This window comes from Actinomadura luteofluorescens (assembly GCF_013409365.1).
Taxonomy (GTDB): domain Bacteria; phylum Actinomycetota; class Actinomycetes; order Streptosporangiales; family Streptosporangiaceae; genus Spirillospora; species Spirillospora luteofluorescens.
Map to the genome: position 1 here is coordinate 2,150,338 of NZ_JACCBA010000001.1, position 20,764 is coordinate 2,171,101.

At 71.6% G+C, this 20,764-nt stretch carries 19 protein-coding genes and 2 pseudogenes; 4 read left to right on the plus strand and 17 right to left on the minus strand.

Annotated features, from left to right (window positions below; translation table 11 throughout):
- Positions 1 to 304 precede the first annotated feature (304 nt).
- Positions 305 to 1,003, plus strand: a complete 699-nt coding sequence (locus BJY14_RS09800; RefSeq protein WP_218905245.1) for a murein hydrolase activator EnvC family protein — start codon at positions 305 to 307, stop codon at positions 1,001 to 1,003.
- A gap of 78 nt (positions 1,004 to 1,081) precedes the next feature.
- Here the strand turns inward: BJY14_RS09800 and BJY14_RS09805 are convergent, their stop codons facing one another.
- A complete protein-coding gene (locus tag BJY14_RS09805; RefSeq protein ID WP_312879104.1) occupies positions 1,082 to 1,993 on the minus strand; it encodes a tyrosine recombinase XerC in 912 nt (303 codons plus the stop codon).
- 155 nt (positions 1,994 to 2,148) lie between these two features.
- On the opposite strand from BJY14_RS09805, the gene BJY14_RS09810 reads away from it, so the two are divergent.
- From BJY14_RS09810 to dprA, 3 genes are read left to right on the plus strand one after another with little or no spacing between them, the layout of a single operon-like run.
- Positions 2,149 to 2,502, plus strand: coding sequence for a YraN family protein (locus BJY14_RS09810; protein WP_179843319.1), 354 nt, complete (start codon positions 2,149 to 2,151; stop codon positions 2,500 to 2,502).
- A complete protein-coding gene (locus BJY14_RS09815; RefSeq protein ID WP_179843320.1) occupies positions 2,503 to 4,053 on the plus strand; it encodes a YifB family Mg chelatase-like AAA ATPase in 1,551 nt (516 codons plus the stop codon).
- Entirely contained in the window at positions 4,050 to 5,261 is a 1,212-nt protein-coding gene (dprA, locus tag BJY14_RS09820) for a DNA-processing protein DprA (RefSeq protein ID WP_179843321.1), read from the plus strand. Before BJY14_RS09815 ends, dprA begins: the two co-directional genes overlap by 4 nt.
- Before the next feature lie 455 nt (positions 5,262 to 5,716).
- Here the strand turns inward: dprA and BJY14_RS09825 are convergent, their stop codons facing one another.
- The 16 genes and pseudogenes from BJY14_RS09825 to BJY14_RS09900 all read right to left on the minus strand — a co-directional run bounded on the left by BJY14_RS09825 (position 5,717) and on the right by BJY14_RS09900 (position 20,762).
- Positions 5,717 to 6,031, minus strand: coding sequence for a DUF2469 domain-containing protein (locus tag BJY14_RS09825; RefSeq protein WP_179843322.1), 315 nt, complete (start codon positions 6,029 to 6,031; stop codon positions 5,717 to 5,719).
- Complete coding sequence (locus tag BJY14_RS09830; RefSeq protein ID WP_179843323.1) at positions 6,028 to 6,753, minus strand: ribonuclease HII; 726 nt, start codon at positions 6,751 to 6,753, stop codon at positions 6,028 to 6,030. Before BJY14_RS09830 ends, BJY14_RS09825 begins: the two co-directional genes overlap by 4 nt.
- A 399-nt stretch (positions 6,754 to 7,152) precedes the next feature.
- Positions 7,153 to 8,034 carry a signal peptidase I gene (gene lepB / locus BJY14_RS09835; protein ID WP_312879106.1) on the minus strand — a complete coding sequence of 294 codons (882 nt, stop codon included), beginning with the start codon at positions 8,032 to 8,034 and terminating at the stop codon, positions 7,153 to 7,155.
- Positions 8,035 to 8,202: 168 nt separating this feature from the next.
- Entirely contained in the window at positions 8,203 to 8,553 is a 351-nt protein-coding gene (gene rplS / locus BJY14_RS09840; RefSeq protein ID WP_141577557.1) for a 50S ribosomal protein L19, read from the minus strand.
- A 118-nt stretch (positions 8,554 to 8,671) separates the two neighbouring features.
- Positions 8,672 to 9,220 (minus strand): annotated as a pseudogene (trmD, locus tag BJY14_RS09845) (tRNA (guanine(37)-N(1))-methyltransferase); the annotation flags it as partial.
- Positions 9,221 to 9,607: 387 nt separating this feature from the next.
- A pseudogene (locus BJY14_RS09850) lies at positions 9,608 to 9,877 on the minus strand (tRNA (guanosine(37)-N1)-methyltransferase TrmD); the annotation flags it as partial.
- Complete coding sequence (gene rimM / locus BJY14_RS09855; protein WP_179843325.1) at positions 9,874 to 10,386, minus strand: ribosome maturation factor RimM; 513 nt, start codon at positions 10,384 to 10,386, stop codon at positions 9,874 to 9,876. The pseudogene BJY14_RS09850 and the gene rimM, both read right to left, overlap by 4 nt.
- A gap of 11 nt (positions 10,387 to 10,397) precedes the next feature.
- Positions 10,398 to 10,640, minus strand: coding sequence for an RNA-binding protein (locus tag BJY14_RS09860; protein ID WP_179843326.1), 243 nt, complete (start codon positions 10,638 to 10,640; stop codon positions 10,398 to 10,400).
- Position 10,641: 1 nt separating this feature from the next.
- Entirely contained in the window at positions 10,642 to 11,091 is a 450-nt protein-coding gene (gene rpsP / locus BJY14_RS09865) for a 30S ribosomal protein S16 (protein WP_179843327.1), read from the minus strand.
- Positions 11,092 to 11,702: 611 nt separating this feature from the next.
- Positions 11,703 to 13,283, minus strand: coding sequence for a signal recognition particle protein (gene ffh, locus BJY14_RS09870; protein WP_179843328.1), 1,581 nt, complete (start codon positions 13,281 to 13,283; stop codon positions 11,703 to 11,705).
- An 87-nt stretch (positions 13,284 to 13,370) separates the two neighbouring features.
- Positions 13,371 to 15,761 (minus strand): [protein-PII] uridylyltransferase, encoded by a 2,391-nt coding sequence (locus tag BJY14_RS09875; protein ID WP_179843329.1) that lies wholly within the window; start codon positions 15,759 to 15,761, stop codon positions 13,371 to 13,373.
- A gap of 8 nt (positions 15,762 to 15,769) precedes the next feature.
- Positions 15,770 to 16,108, minus strand: coding sequence for a P-II family nitrogen regulator (locus tag BJY14_RS09880; protein ID WP_089312877.1), 339 nt, complete (start codon positions 16,106 to 16,108; stop codon positions 15,770 to 15,772).
- The gene (locus tag BJY14_RS09885; protein ID WP_179843330.1) at positions 16,105 to 17,466 is read right to left on the minus strand and encodes an ammonium transporter; all 1,362 of its coding nucleotides are present in this window, start codon (positions 17,464 to 17,466) and stop codon (positions 16,105 to 16,107) included. Before BJY14_RS09885 ends, BJY14_RS09880 begins: the two co-directional genes overlap by 4 nt.
- Before the next feature lie 191 nt (positions 17,467 to 17,657).
- A complete protein-coding gene (gene ftsY / locus BJY14_RS09890; protein ID WP_179843331.1) occupies positions 17,658 to 18,803 on the minus strand; it encodes a signal recognition particle-docking protein FtsY in 1,146 nt (381 codons plus the stop codon).
- A 136-nt stretch (positions 18,804 to 18,939) separates the two neighbouring features.
- Positions 18,940 to 19,605, minus strand: coding sequence for a DivIVA domain-containing protein (locus BJY14_RS09895; protein ID WP_179843332.1), 666 nt, complete (start codon positions 19,603 to 19,605; stop codon positions 18,940 to 18,942).
- A gap of 5 nt (positions 19,606 to 19,610) precedes the next feature.
- On the minus strand, positions 19,611 to 20,762 hold the full coding sequence (locus BJY14_RS09900; protein WP_179843333.1) for a globin domain-containing protein: 1,152 nt from the start codon (positions 20,760 to 20,762) through the stop codon (positions 19,611 to 19,613).
- Between the last annotated feature and the right edge of the window lie 2 nt (positions 20,763 to 20,764).

Sequence of the window (20,764 nt, forward strand, 5' to 3'; positions counted from 1 at the left end):
CGACGGACCGAGGGACTGCGCCCCACCATCGCGGTGGCATGCGGACGCGTGAAATCAGCCGCCGGGATACCTCCAGGCGGCTGTGACCCGTTGCCGGATCTGGGTCCCGTCCGCTCTGGGAGCGGCTTCTCACCGCCCGCCCTGGAGCGGAACGACGACGGCCTGGCCCTGACCGGTGCCCTCTCAGACACACCTACAGATTATCAGGGCGCGAAGGTGTCCGGGCCTCATCGATTTCCCCACGGTTATCCACAGTTCGCGAACCCCATCGACGAGCCGTCCGCCGCCGGGCAGGGTTCGGTCCATGACCGTGTTCTCGCTGCTCCTTACGTGCATGATCGCCATCGGATCGCCCGGCCTGGACGCCTGGCGCTGGCCGTTAGGGCCGCCGGCCCCGCCGGTGGTGCGCGGCTTCTCGCCTCCGGCCGTCCCTTGGGGCGCGGGCCACCGCGGTGTGGACCTTGCGGCGCGTCCGGGGCAGGCCGTCTACGCCGCCGGGCCAGGACGCGTCGCGTACGCCGACGATCTAGCGGGACGAGGCGTCGTGACCATCGACCACGGCGTCCTGCGGACCTCGTACCTGCCCGTCCGCCCCAACGTCCATGTCGGGCGCCGCGTCACGTCCGGCACACGGATCGGCGTTCTGGAACGGGGGCTGCTCCACTGCCCCATGACATGCCTGCACTGGGGTCTGCGCCGCGGTGCCCTGTACCTGAATCCGCTCAGCCTCGTCCAGCGCCAGGTGCGTCTCCTGCCTCTCTGGCAGCGGCCCACACCCACGGCGGCTCCGCGTCCCGTCGATTCGCCGTCTCCACAGCCACGGCTGGCCCTGCGCGACGCCGCCACGGCCACGGGCGGAGCACTGTCGGGCATGGTTCTGGCCTTCGCCCTGGCCTTCGCGTGGCGCCGAACCCGCCTCCGCTTCCGACTGCACCGCCGTCGCCGTCAGCCGCCAGGCGTCATCAACCTCTCCCAGGAACGCCACCTACGCCGCGCCCCCTGACCAGACCCACCCCTGCCGCCCGGCTCCGCCAGAGCCGGGCGGCAAGCCGTCCCGAAACAACGCCGCCCCGTCACGGAGCTACTCGGAGCGGCTGCCTCGGGGGTGGGCTTGACGATGGACTTGTCTCAGGCGCTCGGCGGATACGTGCGTGTAGATCTGGGTCGTCTGCAGGGACGCGTGACCGAGGATCTCTTGGACGCTTCGCAGATCGGCGCCGCCCTCGAGGAGGTGGGTGGCGGCAGAGTGGCGGAGGCCGTGCGGGGCGAGGTCGGGAATCTGCCCTACCTCCGAGATTCTCGTATGGACGATCCGCCGGGCACTCGTGGGGTGCAGGCGGCCTCCGCGTGTGCCGAGGAAGAGGGCGGGGCCGCTGTTCTCGGTCGCGAGTGCGGGACGTCCGGCGCGCAGCCAATCCTGGACAGCGCGGACAGCCGGCTCTCCTAGAGGAACCGTGCGCTCGCGCCCACCCTTTCCCAGCACTCGAACGGTCCTGCGCCCCGTGTCCAGGTCGTCGATGTCGAGCCCGCACAGTTCGCTCACGCGGACTCCGGTGCCGTAGAGAACCTCTAGGACGGCCAGATCGCGGAGCCCGACGGGACCTTCAACGTCGACGGTATCCAGGAGATGTGCCGCATCGTCCTGAGTGAGGACGGCAGGGAGATCACGCCGTCGCTTGGGCGTGCCCAGCAGCAGACCGGGATCGTTCTCAAGAAACCGCCGCCGGTGCAGATGGCGGGTGAACGCGCGGGCCGCCGCCGTTCGTCGGGCCAGCGTCGCTCGGGAGCGGCCGAGAGCATGTTGACGGGCGAGCCATGCCCGCAGCACCGAGGCATCCAGTTCGGCCGGTTCCGTCAGGCCGGCAAGCGCGGCATAGGCGCACAGGTCGGCTAGATCACCGAGATAGGCCCGCAGGGTGTGGGGCGAGACGTCCCGCTCGGCGCGCAGATGACGGCCGAACTCGGCGACGGCGTCCTCAAGCGCGTTGGTCACAGGCGTCACGCTGCGCCAAGGCCCCGACCGAAGCAAGCACCGAACCCCGGTTTCGAGCGAATCACCCGGAACCTCCTCCAGGTTATCCACAGTACGAGGTTCTGCGGCTACGTTCCGTGAGTCTCCGGCACTGTCGAAGGCCGGAGGTGAGGCCCATGACTGCCCACATTGATCTCGGCCGCCGCGGCGAGGACGCCGCCGCCCGGTACCTGGCCGGACTCGGCTGGACGATCCTCGACCGCAACTGGCGGTGCCCCGAGGGGGAGCTGGACATCATCGCCCTTGACGGGCGCCGGCACGTCGTGTGCGAGGTGAAGACCCGCCGGTCGGCGCGCTTCGGTGATCCCCTCGACGCGATCACCGTCGACAAGGCGACCCGGTTACGGCGGCTGGCCTGGCGATGGGCCGCCGCGCACGGCGTCAGCGGCGCGCCGATGCGGGTGGACGTGCTCGGCCTGATCGGCGACGGCAACGACTTCTCGATCGATCATCTCAAGGAGGTGTGCTAGATGACGCTCGCCAGAACGCGCTCGGTCTCCCTCGTCGGCGTGGACGGCTTCGTCGTGGACGTCGAGGCGGCCATCACCAGCGGCGTCCCGGGCCTGCACCTCGTCGGCCTCCCCGACACCGCCCTCAGCGAGGCCCGCGACCGCGTTAGGGCGGCGATCTTCAACTCCGGCGAGGACTGGCCGAACCGCCATGTCACGGTCTCGCTGTTCCCGGCGAGCATGCCGAAGAAGGGCGCGACCTTCGACCTGGCGATAGCGATCGCGCTGCTCGGGGCGGCGGAGGTGATCCCACCGCGCAGCGGCGCGGAGATGGTGCTGATCGGGGAGCTGGGCCTGGACGGGCGCATCCGCCCTGCCCAGGGCGTGCTGCCCGCAGTGTTGGCCGCCGCGAACCGCGGTTACCGCACGGTCGTCGTCCCGCGCGCCAACGCCGAGGAAGCCGAACTCGTCCCGGATACGAAGGTGGTGCCCGCGAACACGCTTCGCGGTCTGCTGTGCCTACTGCGCGACGAACCACCGCCCTTCGAGGAGGACGAGGAAGCCCCTCCCGCGCCCCCGAAGGGGTTCGGCCTGCGACAACAGGACATCTCGCCCGACCTGGATCTGGCCGACGTCAGAGGCCAGGCCGAAGCGCGCCGCGCTCTGGAGATCAGCGCTGCCGGAGGGCACCACCTGTTCTTCGCGGGTCCGCCCGGCTGCGGGAAGACCATGCTCGCGGAGCGGCTCCCGACGCTGATGCCACCCCTCGAACCGGAGGTCGCCCTGGAGGTCACCACTATCCACTCCATCGCCGGGACCCTCCGTCCGGGCCAGCCCCTGATCACGCAGCCCCCGTTCTACGCACCGCACCACACGGCCTCCCGTGCCTCGATGGTCGGCGGCGGCTCGGGCCGCGTGCTCCAACCCGGCGCGGTCTCCCTGGCCCACCGAGGAATCCTCTTTCTGGACGAGGCTCCAGAGTTCATCGCCGGAACACTCGACGCCCTGCGGCAACCACTCGAAGAGGGAGAAGTGCGAATCAGCCGCATCGAAGGCATCGCGTACTTCCCCGCCCGGTTCACTCTCGTCCTCGCGGCGAACCCGTGCCCGTGCGCCGCGGCGAAACAGATCGACTGCGCCTGCGCCCCTGGCGTGCGTCGCAAGTACGCCAGCCGGCTGTCGGGCCCGCTGCTCGACCGAATCGACCTCAAGCTGGAGCTCACCCCGGCCAGCCGCGCCGAACTCCGTTACGACCTGGAGTTCGCCGAGTCGAGCAAGGTGGTGGCCGAACGGGTCATGCTGGCGCGCGAACGAACGATGAGGCGCCTCGCCGGCACCCCGTGGCGATCGAACTCCGAGGTCCCCGGGCCGGAACTGCGCCGCCGTTTCACACCGCCCCAGGATGCGATGCACGGCGCCGACGAAGCCCTGCACCGAGGCACGCTCAGCGCCCGCGGCCTCGACCGCGTCCTCCGGGTGGCCTGGACGATCGCCGACCTCGCGGGCCACGACGAGCCGGGGCCGGACGACGTCGGCGGCGCGCTCACCCTCTGGTCAGCGGGGCGCCAATGAGCGGCGAGCGCACCGCCCGCGCCACCCTGACCGCGGTCGCGGAACCCGGAGACGCCTTCCTCAACCGGATGATCGACCACTGCGGCCCCGAGGACGCACTGGAGGCCATCCGGACCACCCGGCTCCCCCAGGGCCTGTCGGCCTCCCCTCAGGAGGTCCGGCGTCTCGACAACTGGCGGATCCGGCTCATCGCGGCGGAGCCCGACCAGGACATGTCCGTGTGCGCCCAGTTCCGCGGCCGCCTCATCTGCCCGGGAGAGCCCGAATGGCCGACGACCCTCGACGATCTCGGCGCAGGCCGCCCGTACGCCCTGTGGCTGCGGGGCCCCGGCGACCTGCGCTACAGCTGCCTGCGTTCGGTCGCCATCGTCGGTTCCCGCGCCGCGTCCCCCTACGGCCTGCGCGCCGCCGCCGACTTCGCCTCCGAACTCGCCGACCAGGGCTGGACGGTGATCTCCGGCGGCGCCCTCGGCATCGACGCGGCCGCCCACCGCGGCTCCCTGGCCGCCGACGGTCCGACCGTGGCGGTCCTGGCGAACGGCGTGGACGTGCCCTACCCGGCGTCCAACGAGGGGCTCTTCGCCGAGATGGCGCGGCGCTCGCTCCTGGTGAGCGAGTCACCACCGGGCACCCACCCGCACCGGCTCCGCTTCCTCGTCCGCAACCGGGTGATCGCGGCACTCTCCCGGGGCACGGTCGTCGTCGAGGCGGAAGCGCGCAGCGGCGCCCTCAACACCGCCGGCTGGGCGGCCAAGCTCGGTCGCATGGTCATGGCGGTGCCGGGCCCGATCACCTCCCGCTCCTCGATCGGCTGCCACCGCCTCCTGCGCGAGGAGGGCGCCACGCTCGTCACCCGCCCCGAGGAGATCATCGAGGCCGTCGGCCGCATCGGCACCGACCTGGCCCCGCCGCCCGCCACCCCCGTCCTGCCTCGGGACCGCCTGGAACCGGTCACCCGCTCCGTCCTGGAGGCGTTCCCGGCCCGCGGCGCGGCCGGTCCCGCCCAGCTCGCCGTCAAGGCGGGCGTGGACCTGAACACCGTCAACGCCAAACTCGGCCTGCTCGCCGCGGGCGGCTTCATAGAGCGCACGTCCTCCGGCTGGCGCCTGACGAAGTCCGGCAGGTCGAACACCCCACCCACTCTCCAGGCGGCGGACCCTCCGGAACTCCCCCACACCGACAACGCCCACCCACAGGAGCCCCGATGACCCACGCCACGATCACACGCCTGCCCGGGCTGCAGACCCAGAGAACGCCGAGTCACGGAAACAGATCACCGGGCCACACATCCACCATCGACGACCGTCCCCGCGCAGCTACCGGACCCGCGCCCCTCCCCCAGCGGACACCAGATCAACAGCAACCTCGCGATAGAGCACCGACCCGACCGGAAGGGACGCGTCCCTAGCAAGAACCAGATCAGCGACGACCGCACTCTTGAGGACGAACCTGGCCGAAGAGAAGCGCTCCCTCTCACCAGCAACACCAGCGCCGCACTGATCGCGCGCTGGAGCGACGACCAGACCGGCGAAAGGAGACTCGCTCCCCCCAGCAGTCGCCACTTCAGCGGCGACCACGCCAGGGAGCATCCAACTTGGCTGGAGGGAAGGAGCGCTCCTCCGGCGGACATCGACAGGAGGAAGCGCTCGTGCGTTTCAACGAGCTACTGCTCGGAGGGGAGCTCGAAGTCGCTCTTCGCCAGTTCCTCGACGTTGACGTCCTTGAACGTGACGACTCGAACGTTCTTGACGAAGCGGGCCGGGCGGTACATGTCCCAGACCCATGCGTCCTGCATGGTGACCTCGAAGAAGACCTCTCCGTTGTCGACGCTGCGCACCTGGAGGTCGACCGAGTTCGTCAGGTAGAACCGGCGCTCGGTCTCGACGACGTAGGTGAACAGCCCGAGGACGTCGCGGTACTCGCGATAGAGCTGCAACTCCATCTCGGTCTCGTACTTTTCGAGATCCTCCGCGCTCACGCTCGTGCCCCTTCCGTGCGGTCCTCGTCGGGGTGTTCCCCCTCGGTCTCCTCCTCCAGGACCACATCTCCATTGTTACGCAAGGCACGCCCGACGTTGACGTAGGAGAACCGATGCTCAGGACACGGACCGTGCAGTTCGAGCGCCCTGCCGTGCGCGCGGGTCACATAGCCCTTGTGAACATCGAAGCCGTACTCGGGATACCGCTCATGGAGATTCACCATGATCCGGTCCCTTGTGACCTTGGCGATGATGGACGCGGCGGCGACGCAGGCCGCGACCTGGTCGCCCTTGATCATCGGGAGGCCGGGGACGTCCAGCCCCGGCACCGGAAAGCCGTCGCTGATCACATACGCGGGACGCTTGTCGAGGGCGGCCAGCGCCCGGCGCATCCCGGTGATGTTGCACCGGTGCAGACCCAGCCGGTCGATGTCATGGCACGGGATGACGATGGCGCTCCACGCGTAGGCGCGCTCGGTGATCTCGGCGTACAACCGCTCCCGGCGCGCGGGTGTGAGCAGCTTGGAATCCGTGAGGCCGTCGATCTTCCCTCGTCCGCCCTGGAGGATCACCGCGCCGACGACCATCGGCCCCGCACAGGCTCCCCGCCCCGCCTCGTCGACCCCGGCGACGGGGCTGAAACCCGCGTGGCCAAGAGCCCGCTCGTACGCGAACAGTCCTGCGTCCCGGCGCGGCGTGAAGCGGAGTGGACGACCGTTCATGCTCCGCAGCGTACGTCCCAGGAAGCCCCGAGCGCTCCCCGAACGCCTCCTTACTGCCGTATGCCGCACCACACCGAAATCCACCCAAGCCAGAAAGCGGCAGTGCAGCGACGCGCGCTCCCTGGGCGGGCCCCGCATCCCGCGGGTTGGGGCAGCGAGCGATCCGGGGGCCTGGACGGATGGACGGAGCTTGGCGTCCGAGCTTGGCGTCCGAGCTTGGCGTCCGAGCTTGGCGTCCGAGCTTGGCGTCCGAGCTTGGCTGCGGATGCGTGTCGCGCGCGGGTTAGCGCTCGGCATGGCCTTGTTGGGGCGGTTTCGCGCGTCGGGCTGGGCTATATGGCCGATCATGCGTGCGGGTTCGCAGGCGCGGGTCGGCTTCGTTGGGTGTTGGCGCTTTCGTCAGGGTTTGTAGTGGTGGCGGCGTCTGAGGTACGCGAGGGGCAAGGTGCAGAGGATGCCCAGGGCGTAGGGGGCCGCCGGGAGGGCGGCTGCGCCGGACTTCTCCAGGGCGGGTTGTTTGAAGGTGGCCGGGATCGGCAGAGTGCCGAGGCGGTCCAGAGGCCAGACGATGACGAAGGCGCGGCCGATGACGCGGTCGATCGGGATGGTGCCGCCGCCCGGGTCGCCGCGGTGGGAGCGGGAGTCGTAGGACAGTTCGCGGTGGTCGCCCATCACCCAGAGCTGACCCGGCTTCACGGTGACGTCGAAGGGGTCGTTGGAGGGCTTGTTCTGCTCATGGGTGACCGGGTCGGTGAAGATGTAGGACTTCTCTTCCAGGGGGACCCCGTTGACCGTGACGCGGCCCTGGGCGTCGCAGCACTTGACGTGGTCGCCGGGGATGCCGATGACGCGCTTGATGTAGTCCTTCTCGTTGGGCGCGACGCCGAAGGCGGTGCCTACGGCGCGCAAGGCCTTGGAGACAGGGTTGCTGGGCTCGTCGACCTGGACCTCGGGGTCCCAGGAGTCGAGGCCGTTGAAGACGATGACGTCACCGCGGGCGATGTCCCGCGTGTGGTAGACGATCTTGTTGACCAGGACGCGGTCGCCGACCTGGAGGGTGTTCTCCATGGAGCCGGACGGGATGTAGAACGCCTGGACCGCGAACGCCTTGATGACGAGGGCCAGCACGACGGCGACCACGATGAGGACGGGAAGCTCTTTCCAGAAGGAGCCCTGCTTCTTCTTGCGCTTGCCGTCGTCTTCGGAGTCGTCGGCCGTCTCATCGGCCGAGTCCACGGGCTCCTTCTCTTCGGGCACCGCGCCCTCGGCTTCGGATCGCACGTCTCTCCGATCGTCCTCGTCAGTCATCAGAGCGAAAGCCTAGCGGCGCGGTGCCCATGGGACGCCGCGCGTGGGCGTGTCGCCGACGGCCAAGCCGATCATCTCCGTCCAGAACGGGCAACGCCCCGGGCACCGTGGCGGGTTCCCGGGGCGTCGTGGTCCATCGGCTCAGTGCTCGCGCTTCTCCTTGATGCGCGCGGCCTTGCCGCGCAGGTTGCGCAGGTAGTAGAGCTTGGCGCGGCGGACGTCGCCGCGGGTGACGATTTCGATCTTGTCGATCGAGGGGCTGTTGAGCGGGAAGGTCCGCTCGACGCCGACGCTGTAGCTGACCTTCCGGACGGTGAAGGTCTCGCGGGCGCCGCCGCCCTGCCGCCGGATCACCACGCCCTGGAAGACCTGGATACGACTCCGGTTGCCCTCCGTGACGCGCACGTGCACCTTCAGCGTGTCGCCCGGACGGAAGTCCGGGACGTCGGCGCGCATCGCGGCCTTCTCGATCTCCTGGATCAGGGTGTGCATCGCAGCGGTTCCTCGTGGTCGAACGCGGGCGTCGAGAGGCCCCGGTGGGTCTTTCGTGGGGGCGTCGCGCCGCGGAAAGTGGTCTTGGGGTGCCGTGCGGTCTGGACGCACGGACGCTTTAGTCTGCCATATCTTCGCCGTCAACCGGAAAACCGGCCTCGCGCAGCACAGCACGGTCGTGCTTGTCGAGGGCCTCCGGCGTGAGGCGTGAGAGCAGTTCAGGGCGGTGACGGGCCGTCCGGCGCAGCGCCTCGTCGCGCCGCCAGCGGGCGATCGCGCCATGGTGGCCCGAGAGAAGAATGTCCGGAACAGGCCGCTCGCGCCAGACGGGAGGCTTGGTGTAGACGGGGCCTTCCAGGAGCGACTCCATCGCGCCGGGGGCGAACGAGTCGTCGGCGACGGAATCGGCGTTTCCGAGGACGCCGGGCAGAAGGCGGCCGATCGCCTCCACCATGACGAGGACGGCGACCTCCCCGCCGGCGAGGACGAAGTCGCCGAGGCTGACCTCGTCCACCGGCATCCGGGTACGGGCCTCCTCGGCGACACGGGAGTCGATGCCCTCGTAGCGGCCGCAGGCGAAGATCAGCCAGGGCTCCGCCGCGTACCGCACCGCGTCCGCCTGCGTGAACGGCCGCCCGCTCGGCGTCGGAATGATCAGCCGCGGCACCGCCCCTGCGGGAGATGCACCACCGGAAGATGTCGCGCCAGCGGCGTCCGCGAGGGAAGCCGGGGGACGTTCCGCCGAGACGGGTGTGGTGGCAGGGCCGCCGGGCGGAGGGCCCGGCATCGCTCCGGCGGCGGACGCGCCACCGGGGTATGTCGCGCTGGGGGAAGGCGGGGACGTCTCGCCGGGCACGTGCGGAGTGCCGGGGCCGCCGGACGGAGAGTGCGGCACTGGCCCGGCGGCGGAGATGCCACCTGCAGGTGTCGCGCCAAAGGCTTCCGCGGACGTCCCACCGGGCGCGCGCGGGGCGGCAGGTCCGCCAGGCGGAAGGCCCGGCGTCAATCCGTCGGCGGACGCGGCACCGGGGTATGTCGCGCCGGCGGCGTCCGCGGAGGAGGGCGGGGACGTTTCGCCGGGGGTGGGGGGGTTGGGCGGGGGGGCCAGGGTGTCGAGGGCCTCGCCCCAGGGGTCGGGTTTCATGACCATGCCGGGGCCGCCGCCGTAGGGGGTGTCGTCGACGGTGCGGTGCCGGTCGTGGGTCCATTCGCGCAGGTCGTGGACGCGGACGTCCAGCAAGCCGGCGCGCCGGGCCTTGCCCAGGAGGGAGATCTCCAGCGGAGCGAAGTACTCGGGGAAGATCGTGATTACGTCGAGTCTCATGATTCGTCGAGCAGGCCGGGGGGCGGATCTATGACGAGCCGCCCCCCGGGAACGTCCACCTCGGGGACGAGCGCGGCCACGAAGGGGACCAGCTTCTCGCCCCCGGCCCCGCGCACGACCAGGAGATCCTGGCCGTGGTGCAGGACATCCGCGACCAGGCCGACCTCGGTCCCGTCCGTGGTGACCACGGCGAGCCCGAGCAGTTCCTGGTCGTGGAAGTCGTCCGGGTCGGCGGACGGGGGGATGTCACCGGGGTCGACGACGAGCCACGTGCCGCGCAGTTCCTCCGCGGCGTCGCGGTCGCCGACCCCGGCGAAGCGCACGAGCAGGCGTCCCGAATGCCAGCGTTTCCGCTCGATGGTGAGCGGACCGGCGGTGACGGGGTCGGTGGCGAGCGCCGTGCCCGGGACGAACCGGGACTCCGGCTCGTCCGTGCGGACGTCGACGGTGACTTCGCCGCGAACCCCGTGCGGCCGTCCGATCCGTCCCACCACGAGCGGTTCGCTCATCGGGACGCCACTCAGCGGACCTCGTTGACGTCGAGCAGGTCGACACGCACGTAACGGCCTCCGGAGAGGGCGCTGATCACCGTGCGCAGGGCCTTGGCGGTGCGACCGCTTCGGCCGATGACCTTCCCGAGGTCCTCGGGGTGCACACGCACCTCCAGGACCCGGCCGCCCCTGATCCGGCGGGCGCGAACCTGGACGTCGTCCGGGTTCTCGACGATCCCGCGGACCAGGTGCTCGAGCGCTTCTTCGAGCACGTCAGCCCTCGCTCTTGGCTTCGTCGGTCTCGGTGGCCTTCGCCTCGGACTTCTTCGGCTCGGCCTTCTTCTTGCCGCGGGTCGCGCTGCCGGCGGCCTCGTCGTCGCCCAGCGACTCCTTGACGGCGGCCTCGAACGCGGCCTTCTTGTCGGCCTTCGGCTCGGCGACCTTGAGGGTGCCCTCGGCGCCCGGCTCGCCCTTGAACTTCTGCCAGTCGCCGGTGATCTTCAGCAGGTTGAGCACGGGCTCGGTCGGCTGCGCGCCGACACCCAGCCAGTACTGCGCACGCTCAGAGTCGATCTTGATGAGCGAGGGCTCCTGCTTGGGCTGGTAGAGCCCGATCTCCTCGATGGCCCGCCCGTCCCGCTTGGTGCGGGCGTCGGCGACGACGATCCGGTACTGCGGGTTCCGGATCTTCCCCAGACGCTTGAGCTTGATCTTGACTGCCACGGGTGTGGTGTACTCCAACTTCATCACTGGTTGGACGGGCCCGCGCCAGGTGGGGAACACCGGCTCACGGCCGCCCGATGGACTCCGGTCGCGCTGGACGAGAGAGGGCGCCTCGCGATTCCGGGTTTCCAGCCTGTCATTCTGCCAGACGTTCGCCGCGAAAGCGCAATCGCACAGACCGGGTGTCGCCCCTTCACCTCCGAGACAGCCCGTAACCCCCTGCCCCGGCCCGGCCACCGCGTCGCCATGGCGTCCAACACCCCGCTGCCGCGCACCCGCCCGCTGTGCCCCACACCTGCCTGTTGCCGCTCGCGTGTTTGCTGCCGTACAGGTGCTCGCTGTCGCGCGCGTGTTCGCTGCGGGCAGGTGCCGTTGGGGTGTACGTGAGCGGTGTTGCGCTTCGTTGTATGGCTGGTGGCCGTTGCATTGTTCTCTGCGGCCGGGGCGGGCTCGCGTTGGGCGGCTTGCTTGGGGCAGAGCCTGGCCGGGTGGCTGGGGCGGTGCTGTGGAGCTGTTTGTTCGCCGCGGTTCGTGCGGGTGGGTGCGTGTGTGGGCGCGGCAGGGCGGGCTCGAAGGGGCGCGCCCTGCCGCGCGGGTGCGATGGGGGGCAGTTACTTCTTTTTGCGGCCCTGGAGTTTGTTCAGGTCGGGCATCTGGAAGCCGGGGGGGAGTTGGCCGCCGCCCAGGCCGGGCGGGAGCTGGCCGCCGCCGAGGCCGGGTGGGAGGCCCTTCGGCATGCCCTCGGCTGCGGGGGCCTGCTCCTGGGGGGACTTGCCTCCCGCGGCGCGCTTGCGGGGGTCGCCGCTGCGCTGCTTGCCCTTCTTGTTCTTGGCGGCCTTCGCCGCCTTCGTGGCCTTGCGGCGGCCGCCGGGCATGCCGGGCAGGCCCATGCCGCCGGCCATCTGGCGCATCATCTTCTGCGCGTCGAAGAACCGGGTGACCAGGCTGCTGACCTCGCCGACGCCGACGCCGGAGCCCTGGGCGATGCGGGCCCGCCGCGAACCGTTGATGATCTTCGGCTGGGCGCGCTCCTGCGGGGTCATCGAGCGGATGATCGCGGCGATGCGGTCCAGGTCGCGGTCGTCGATCTGGCTGATCTGGTCGCGGACCTGGCCCATGCCCGGCATCATCCCGAGCAGGTTCCCGATCGGGCCGAGCTTGCGGATCATCATCATCTGCTCGAGGAAGTCCTCGAGGGTGAAGTCCTCGCCCGAGGCGAACTTGCTGGACATCTTCTCGGCCTGCTCGGCGTCGAACGCCTGCTCGGCCTGCTCGATCAGGGTGAGGATGTCGCCCATGTCGAGGATCCGGCCCGCCATGCGGTCCGGGTGGAAGACGCTGAAGTCCTCGAGCTTCTCGCCCGTGGAGGCGAACATGATGGGGCGTCCGGTGATGTGCCGGACGGACAGGGCCGCGCCGCCGCGCGCGTCGCCGTCGAGCTTGGTGAGCACGACGCCGTCGAAGCCGACGCCGTCCATGAAGGCCTGGGCGGTGTTGACCGCGTCCTGGCCGACCATGGCGTCGACGACGAACAGGATGTCGTCGGGGCGGACGGCGTCGCGGATGTCGACGGCCTGCTGCATCATCTCGGCGTCGATGCCGAGGCGGCCGGCGGTGTCGATGACGACGACGTCGTGCTGGGCGTGCCGGGCCTGGTCGATCGAGCGGCGCGCCACGTCGACCGGGTCGCCGACGCCGCTGCCCGGCTCGGGCGCGAACACCGGGACCCCGGCCCGCTCGCCGACGACCTGGAGCTGCTGGACGGCGTTGGGGCGCTGGAGGTCGGCCGCCACCAGCATCGGCGTGTGGCCCTCCTGCTTCAGCCAGCGGGCCAGCTTGCCGGCGAGGGTGGTCTTGCCGGCGCCCTGCAGGCCCGCGAGCATGATCACGGTCGGCGGGGTCTTGGCCAGCCGGATCCGCCGGGTCTCGCCGCCGAGGATGGTGATGAGCTCCTCGTTGACGATCTTGACGACCTGCTGCGCCGGGTTCAGCGCCTGCGAGACCTCCGAGCCCTGCGCCCGCTCCTTGATCTGCGCGATGAAGTCCTTGACCACGGGGAGCGCGACGTCGGCCTCAAGGAGCGCGATCCGGATCTCGCGGGCGGTCGCGTTGATGTCGGCCTCGGAGAGCCGGCCCTTGCTGCGCAGCGACGAGAAGACCGTCGTCAACCGGTCGGAGAGCGTCTCGAACACGTGTCTGGACCGTCCTTGGAAAGCTGCTGGGATCGCCTATCAGCGTATCGGGTCACACGGCGAGCCCCGCCCCCTCCGGGAACCCGGTCAGCGGAGGGTCTTCAGAACCCGGGTCCGGACCGCCGCCAGCGCGTCGGGGTCGTCGAGGGGGCGGCCCTGCTCGTCCACCACGTAGAAGACGTCCACGGCCTCGGCTCCGAGGGTGTCCACCTGGGCGGCGCGGACCTGCAGGCCGCAGGACCCGAGCGCCTGGCCGACGCGCCACAGGAGGCCGGGACGGTCGTGCGCCCGGACCTCGACGACGGTGGCGGTGCGCGAGGCGTCGTCGACGATCATGACGCGCGGGGGCGGCACCGTGACGCCGGGCCGGATCCGGACGGACCGCGCCCGCCGTTCCAGCCGCTCGGCCACGTCGAGCCGTCCGGCGAGCATCCGCCGCAGGTCCGCCTCCAGCCCGGCCGGATCCGGCGGCGTGCCGTACTCGGGGACGGCCGTGAAGTCCAGCACCGCGGTCTGGGCGGGCGAGGCCGACGGGGAGGAGATCACGCGCGCGGTCTTCACGGCCAGGCGGTGCAGGGCGAGGACGCCGGCGGCGCGCCAGAGCAGGCCGGGGCGGTCGGGGGCGGCGATGGTGATCCGGGAGCCCGTCACGCGGACGGCGGCGCCGTCGTGGCGCGCCAGGGCGAGGTGGTCGGCGCCGAGCGCCGGCGCGGGCGGGGGCGTGCCGCCGGAGAGCGCGGCGGTGGCGCGGCGGGCGAGTTCGGCGACCAGGCCGGCCTTCCAGGCGCCCCAGGCGGCGGGGCCGGTGGCGCCGCCGTCGGCGACGGCGAGGGCGGCGAGGAGGTCGACGACCTCGCGCTCGCGGCCGGGAACGCCGGACACGGCGGAGGTGACGGTCTGGACGGTGACCGGGTCGTCGATGTCGCGGCGGGTCGCGGTCTCGGGCAGCAGCAGGTGGTGGCGGACGACGGTCTCGAGGACGCGGACGTCGTCCTCCGGGAGGCCGAGGCGGGCGCCGATGTCGCGGGCGACGACCGCGCCGGAGGTGGAGTGGTCGCCGGGCCAGCCCTTGCCGATGTCGTGCAGGAGCGCGCAAATCAGGAGCAGGTCGGGGCGGGCCACCTCGCGGGTCAGGGCGGCGGCGCCCGCGGCGGTCTCGACGAGGTGGCGGTCGACGGTGAAGCGGTGGACGGGGTTGCGCTGCGGGCGGTTGCGGACGCGCTCCCAGTCGGGCAGCAGCCGGACGATCAGCCCGGCCTGGTCGAGGGCCTCCCAGACGGCGATGGCGGCGGGCCCGGCGCCGAGCAGGGAGACGAGCGCGTCGCGGGCCTCGGCGGGCCAGGGGGCCTGCGGCAGCGCGGCGCGGTCGGCGAGCCGGGCGACCGTGGCGGGGGCGAGCGGCAGGCCCGTCTGGGCGGCGGCCGCGGCGACGCGCAGGACGAGCGCCGGGTCGTTCAGATCGGCGTTGCGTGCGAGGACGACCTCGCCCTCGTGCTCGACGGCGCCGTCCCCGACCGGCCTGCGCTCCACACCGCGCCGGCCCGCGCCCTGCGGGACGCCGGGAGGCTGCCGGACTTTGGCCCTGGTGAAGTTCTCGACGCGGCGCCACAGGTGGGACGCCCCGTAGGTGACGGTTCGGGCGGCTTCGGCGATCGAGCGTTGCAGGACGTCGGCGTCCAGGAGCCCGAGGGCGTGGGCGACGGCCTCCTGTTCCTGGAGGACGAGGCGGTCGGTAGAGCGGCCGGTGACCTGGTGGAGCGCGTGCCGGATGTCGAGGAGCAGGTCATGGGCGGCGCGCACTCGCGCGTCCGGGGCGGAGGCCACCCAGGACGCGGCGACGGCGTGCATGACGTGGACGTCCCGCAGCCCGCCGTGGGCTTCCTTCAGATCGGGTTCGAGCAGGAACGCCAGCTCGCCGTGGGCCTCCCAGCGTTCGCGGCACATCGCCGACAGTTCGGCCAGCCGGGTGGGGGCGTCGGCGCGCCAGTCGGTGAGGACGGCGGCGCGCAGCTCGTCGACGAGGGCGTGGTCGCCGGCGACGCGGCGGGCCGACAGCAGGCCGAGGGCGGCCTTCATGTCGCCGCGCGCCACGGTCCGGGCCTCGGCGACGGTGCGGACGGAGTGGTCGAGCCGGAGCCCGGAGTCCCAGACCGGGTACCAGACGCGGTCGGCGATCTCCGCGACGCCGGCCAGGCCGCGGTGCAGCAGGACGAGGTCGAGGTCGCCGCCGGGGGTCAGTTCACGCCGCGCGTGGCTTCCCACCGCGACGAGCGCCACTCCCTCGGGCTCCGCCCCGTCCGCGGCGGCGCCGTCGGAGGGCGGGGCCGTGGTCAGGAGGGAGGCCAGCCAGCGGTCGAGGGCGGCGGCGCGGGCTGCGCGGGCGGTGGCCAGGGCGGCGCGGGCCGACTCCGAAGCGGCGCCGCCGGCCGGAGGGGGCGCGGGGGCCCGGTCTCCGGCCGGCGGGTGGGCGAGGGTCACCGTGCTCCCTAGAGGGCTTCCGGGCCGGTCTCGCCGGTGCGGACCCGGACGACGGTGTCGACCGGCACGGCCCACACCTTCCCGTCGCCGATCTTGTCGGTGCGGGCCGCCTTGACGATCACGTCGATGATGTCGTCGGCGTCCTCGGCCTCGACCAGGACCTCGACGCGCAGCTTGGGCACCAGGTCGACCTGGTACTCGGCGCCCCGGTAGACCTCGGTGTGGCCCTTCTGCCGCCCGTAGCCGCTGGCCTCGCTGACGGTCATCCCCTTGACGCCGAAGGCCTCCAGGGCCTTCTTCACCTCGTCCAGCTTGAACGGCTTGATGACCGCCGTGATGAGCTTCATCCCTTCGCCTCCACCTTCTTCGCCGGGGCGGCGGGGGCGGGCGCCGCCGCGGTCGCCCCGGAGCCGATGCCCGCCCCAGAACCGATGCCCGCGCGGATCGTGCCGAAGTCGTAGGCGGTCTCCGCGTGCGCCGTGCTGTCGATGCCGGCGGCCTCGTCGTCCTCGCTGATCCGGAAGCCCATCACCAGGTCGATCACCTTGGCGATCACGTAGGTGACGACGAAGGAGTAGGCGAGCGTCGCCAGGACCGCGACGGCCTGCTTGCCGAGCAGCGCGAACCCGCCGCCGGCGAACAGCCCGTCGGCGCCGGCGTCGTTGACGGCGGTGGTCGCCAGGAAGCCGATCAGCAGGGCGCCGACGATGCCGCCGACCATGTGGACGCCGACGACGTCGAGCGAGTCGTCGTAGCCGAGCTTGTACTTCAGGCCCACCGCGAACGCGCACACCGCGCCGGCGACCAGGCCGAGGGCGAGGGCGCCGAGGGGGGTGACGAACGCGCAGGCCGGGGTGATCGCGACCAGGCCGGCCACCACGCCCGAGGCGATGCCGAGGGTCGTGGACGCGCCGTCGCGCAGCTTCTCGACGACGATCCAGGCGAACGCGGCGGCGCAGGTGGCGACGAGCGTGTTGATGAACGCGACGGCCGCGGTGGAGCCGGCCGACAGCGCGGACCCGGCGTTGAAGCCGAACCAGCCGAACCACAGCAGCCCGGCGCCGAGCAGGACGAACGGCAGGTTGTGCGGCCGCATCGGCTCCTTCGGCCAGCCCTTGCGCTTGCCGAGCACCAGCACCAGGGCGAGCGCCGCGACGCCGGCGTTGATGTGGACGACCGTCCCGCCCGCGAAGTCGAGCGCGCCGAGGTGGAACAGCCAGCCGGACTTGCCGCCGTCCTTGCCGTCGGACCACCACACCCAGTGGGCGATCGGGAAGTACACCAGCGTCGCCCAGACCAGGGTGAACACCACCCAGGCCCCGAACTTGGCACGGTCCGCGACCGCGCCGCTGATCAGCGCGACGGTGATGATGGCGAACGTGGCCTGGAACGCCACGAAGACCAGCTGCGGGATGCCCGTCCCGTCGTCGGCCGTGGCCGCGTTCTCCAGGCCGACCAGGCCCCAGTCGCCGAACCCGCCGATGAACGAGCTGAGCCCGCCGCCGTCGCCGAAGGTGAGCGAGTAGCCGTAGACGACCCACGCCATGCCCACCACGGCGATGCTGACGAAGCTCATCATCATCATGTTGAGCACGCTTTTGGCCCGGCTCATACCCCCGTAGAAGAAGGCCAGGCCCGGTGTCATCAGCAGGACGAGCGCCGTGCTCGTCAGCATCCAGGCGGTACTACCGCTATCGATCTTCATCTCTGAGCGCGTCCCTCCTCGCCAGGAACTTCGAACTGCTCAGAGACTCTGGCGCGGCCGTTTCGCCCGGTATGCCGCTACGTTTCCGCCATGTGAAACCCGACTTCGGCGTGTTTCGCCGCTGTTTCCAAGTCCTCACATGCCGTATTTACTCGGTTTGCGGGCGGCTTCCGGGCCCGCCGACGGCCGGTTCAGTCGCCGAGGATCGCGTCCACGAACGCCTCGGGCTCGAACGGCGCGAGGTCGTCCGGCCCCTCCCCGAGGCCCACCAGCTTCACCGGGACGCCGAGCTCGCGCTGCACCTGGACGACGATGCCGCCCTTGGCGGTGCCGTCCAGCTTGGTGAGCACCACGCCGGTGATGTTGACGACCTCGGCGAAGACCCGGGCCTGCTGCATGCCGTTCTGGCCGGTCGTGGCGTCCAGGACGAGCAGGACCTCGTCGACCGCGGCCTGCTTCTCCACCACCCGCTTGACCTTGCCGAGCTCGTCCATCAGCCCGGTCTTGGTGTGCAGCCGGCCCGCCGTGTCGACGATCACCACGTTGACCTTGGTGTCGATGCCCTGCTTGACGGCGTCGAACGCGACGCTGGCGGGGTCGGCGCCCTCGTCCTTGCGGACGACCTGCGCGCCCACCCGCGTCCCCCACGTCTCCAGCTGGTCGGCGGCGGCGGCGCGGAAGGTGTCGGCGGCGCCCAGCAGCACGGTGTTGCCGTCGCCGACGAGGACGCGGCCGAGCTTGCCGCACGTGGTGGTCTTGCCGGTGCCGTTCACGCCGACGACCATGAGGACGGCGGGACGGTCGCCGTGCGCCTCGGTGTGCAGGGAGCGGTCGATGTCGGGGCCGATCTGCTTGAGCAGCTCCTCCTTGAGCATCGCCCGGACCTCCTCCGGGCTGCGCGTGCCGAGGACCTGGACGCGGGTCCGCAGGTCGTCGGTGACCTGCCGGGCCACCGCGGTGCCCATGTCGGCGGAGATCAGGGTGTCCTCGATCTCCTCCCAGGCGTCCTCGTCGAGCGTGTCGCGCGACAGCAGGACGAGGAGGGTCTTGCCGAAGGCGTTCTGGGAGCGGGCGAGCCGGGCCCGCAGCCGCACGAGCCGGCCCGCGCCGGGCGGGGGCCGCTCGATCTCGACGGCGGGCCGCGGCGGCGCCTCCGTCGGCGGGGCCTTCTCGATCGTGGGGGCTGCGGTGTCGGCCGCGTCGGCGGCGGTGGCGCCGCCGGTGCGCTCGGAGGGGCGCTCGACCGGCGGGCGGGTCCGGCGCGGCCGCAGCAGCGTGACGCCGCCGATGATCAGCGCGATCACGGCCAGCACGGCGATGACGATCACAAATTCCATAACGCCCCCAGTTTTCCAGACGAGCACTCCCGCGCGAACACGCTGCGCCGGGCCCGCCGATCATGCGGCGAGCCCGGCCGGGCGCGCAACCGCGCGGGAGCCCCGAACGTCACGGCGCCCGCGCCGGGACGGTAGATCAGGCATTACCTCCAGGGAGGGATGCCCGTTCGGAGGACTCCCACTCGTCGACGTTGCGGAGCAGCGCCTCCAGATAGGAGCGCAGGTGGGTCCGGTAGACGTCGCTGTAGGTGCGCAGGTAGGCGATCTCGCGCTCCAGGGCGAGGCGATCCGCGTCCGGGAGGTTCTCGGGGCGGGGCGCCGGCGCGGCCTGCGGCGGGGCCGTGCGGACGGCCGCCTCGGCGACGGCGGCGGCCTTGCGGTGGGCGTCCTCCAGCATCTGCTCCGCCCGTCCCTTGGCGTCGGACAGGATCGCCTCCCGGTGCAGCCTCGCCTCGTGCGCCAGCTCCCTGGTGTAGCGCTCGGCGTCCGCCACGTACAGGTCGGCGGTCTGCTGGGCCTGCGACAGGATGCGGACGGCCTGGAAGTGGGCGTCCTCGGGGGCCATCACGCCTCGGGAGCCGGAGGACGCCTGGCTGCGCAGCCGGTTCACCTCGTCGGCGAGGGCGGCCTTGTCGGTGAAGATCTTGACGAGTTCCCGCTCCACGTACTGCAGGAAGTTGCGGACCTGCTCCTCGTCGTATCCGCGGCGCCCTAGGGCGGCCCGGGCGAACACCACCGAGTGGAGCTCGCCCGGGGTCAGCCGCGAGCCCTCGGAGACGACCGGAAGGTTCGGGGAGTTCAACGCGCTCACCTCTGTGCGTCGGCGAAGGTTTCGAGGCGGATGCGGTCACGGGGGACGCCGAGCCGCGTCAGCTGCTCGACGGTGTGCCCGACCATGACGGCCGGCCCGCACACGTAGGCGTCGTGACCGTCCCAGGGGCCGCGCCTCGCGACCACGTCGGACAGGTTGCCGTGCTCGATGCCGTCGTCCCCCGACTGGAGCAGCGAGGAGAACCCGTGCCCGCCCGGTTCGTCCGAAACGGCCGGGACGACGGTGAGCCAGGGGAAGCCGTCCGCCAGCTTGGCCAGATCCTCCAGGTCGTAGAGGCCGTCGCGGCTGCGAGCACCGAAGAACAGGTGCACGCGGGGCGGGACGGCGCGGCGGGAGACCTGCTCCAGGATCGCCTTCAGCGGGGCCAGGCCGGTGCTGCCCGCGACGAGCAGGACGTCCCGCGGGGAACTCTCGTCCAGCGTGAGGGTTCCGATGGGGGCGCCCATGCGGACGCGGTCGCCGGCCTGGGTGCCGCGCACGAGCACGGGGCTCACCGGCCCGCCGTCCACCAGCCGGACGTGGAAGTCGACGGTGTGGTCGGGACGCGGTGCGTTCGCCATCGAGTAGTACCGCCAGTGCCGCAGCCGGGACGGCACTTCGAGCGCGACGGACTGGCCCGGCGCGTACGGCAGGGGCCGGTCGGGCTGGATCCGCAGGACGCTGATGTCGAATCGGCGGCGCTCGACGGCGACGACCTGCCCGTTCCACCAGGCGGGGCTGGTGAGGGCGTTCTCGTCGGCGGCCTCCAGCATGACCTTGGCGACGAGGGTGTAGGCCGCCGTCCAGTCGCTTTCGAGGTCGTCGGTCCAGGCCGTCCCGGAGAAGTGCCGCAGGGTGGCGAGGAGGCTGGCCCCGACGTGCGGGTAGTGCTCGGCCACGATGCCGAACCTGCGGTGGTCACGGCCGAGCTGCTGCAGGAACGGGACGAGATTGGACAGGTCGTCCACCTGGGACACGATGTGCCCGAGGGCGCGCAGCAGCTTGTCGCGCTGCCCGCTCATCCCGATGGGGAACATGTCGCGCAGGTGGGGGTTGCGTACGAAGAGGTCGGAGTAGAAGAACAGGGCGACCGCGTCGCCCTTCTCGGCGACCTGCGCGAAGCTGGCCTTCAGTCGCTGGGCGTCCACGG

Bases quoted from the DNA above. Each gene is read 5' to 3' on its own strand.
- BJY14_RS09800 (WP_218905245.1), top strand. From the start codon at position 305: ATGACCGTGTTCTCGCTGCTCCTTACGTGCATGATCGCCATCGGATCG.
- BJY14_RS09810 (WP_179843319.1), top strand. From the start codon at position 2,149: ATGACTGCCCACATTGATCTCGGCCGCCGCGGCGAGGACGCCGCCGCC.
- BJY14_RS09815 (WP_179843320.1), top strand. From the start codon at position 2,503: ATGACGCTCGCCAGAACGCGCTCGGTCTCCCTCGTCGGCGTGGACGGC.
- dprA (WP_179843321.1), top strand. From the start codon at position 4,050: ATGAGCGGCGAGCGCACCGCCCGCGCCACCCTGACCGCGGTCGCGGAA.
- BJY14_RS09830 (WP_179843323.1), bottom strand. From the start codon at position 6,753: ATGAACGGTCGTCCACTCCGCTTCACGCCGCGCCGGGACGCAGGACTG.
- rplS (WP_141577557.1), bottom strand. From the start codon at position 8,553: ATGCACACCCTGATCCAGGAGATCGAGAAGGCCGCGATGCGCGCCGAC.
- rimM (WP_179843325.1), bottom strand. From the start codon at position 10,386: ATGAGCGAACCGCTCGTGGTGGGACGGATCGGACGGCCGCACGGGGTT.
- BJY14_RS09880 (WP_089312877.1), bottom strand. From the start codon at position 16,108: ATGAAGCTCATCACGGCGGTCATCAAGCCGTTCAAGCTGGACGAGGTG.
- BJY14_RS09885 (WP_179843330.1), bottom strand. From the start codon at position 17,466: ATGAAGATCGATAGCGGTAGTACCGCCTGGATGCTGACGAGCACGGCG.
- ftsY (WP_179843331.1), bottom strand. From the start codon at position 18,803: ATGGAATTTGTGATCGTCATCGCCGTGCTGGCCGTGATCGCGCTGATC.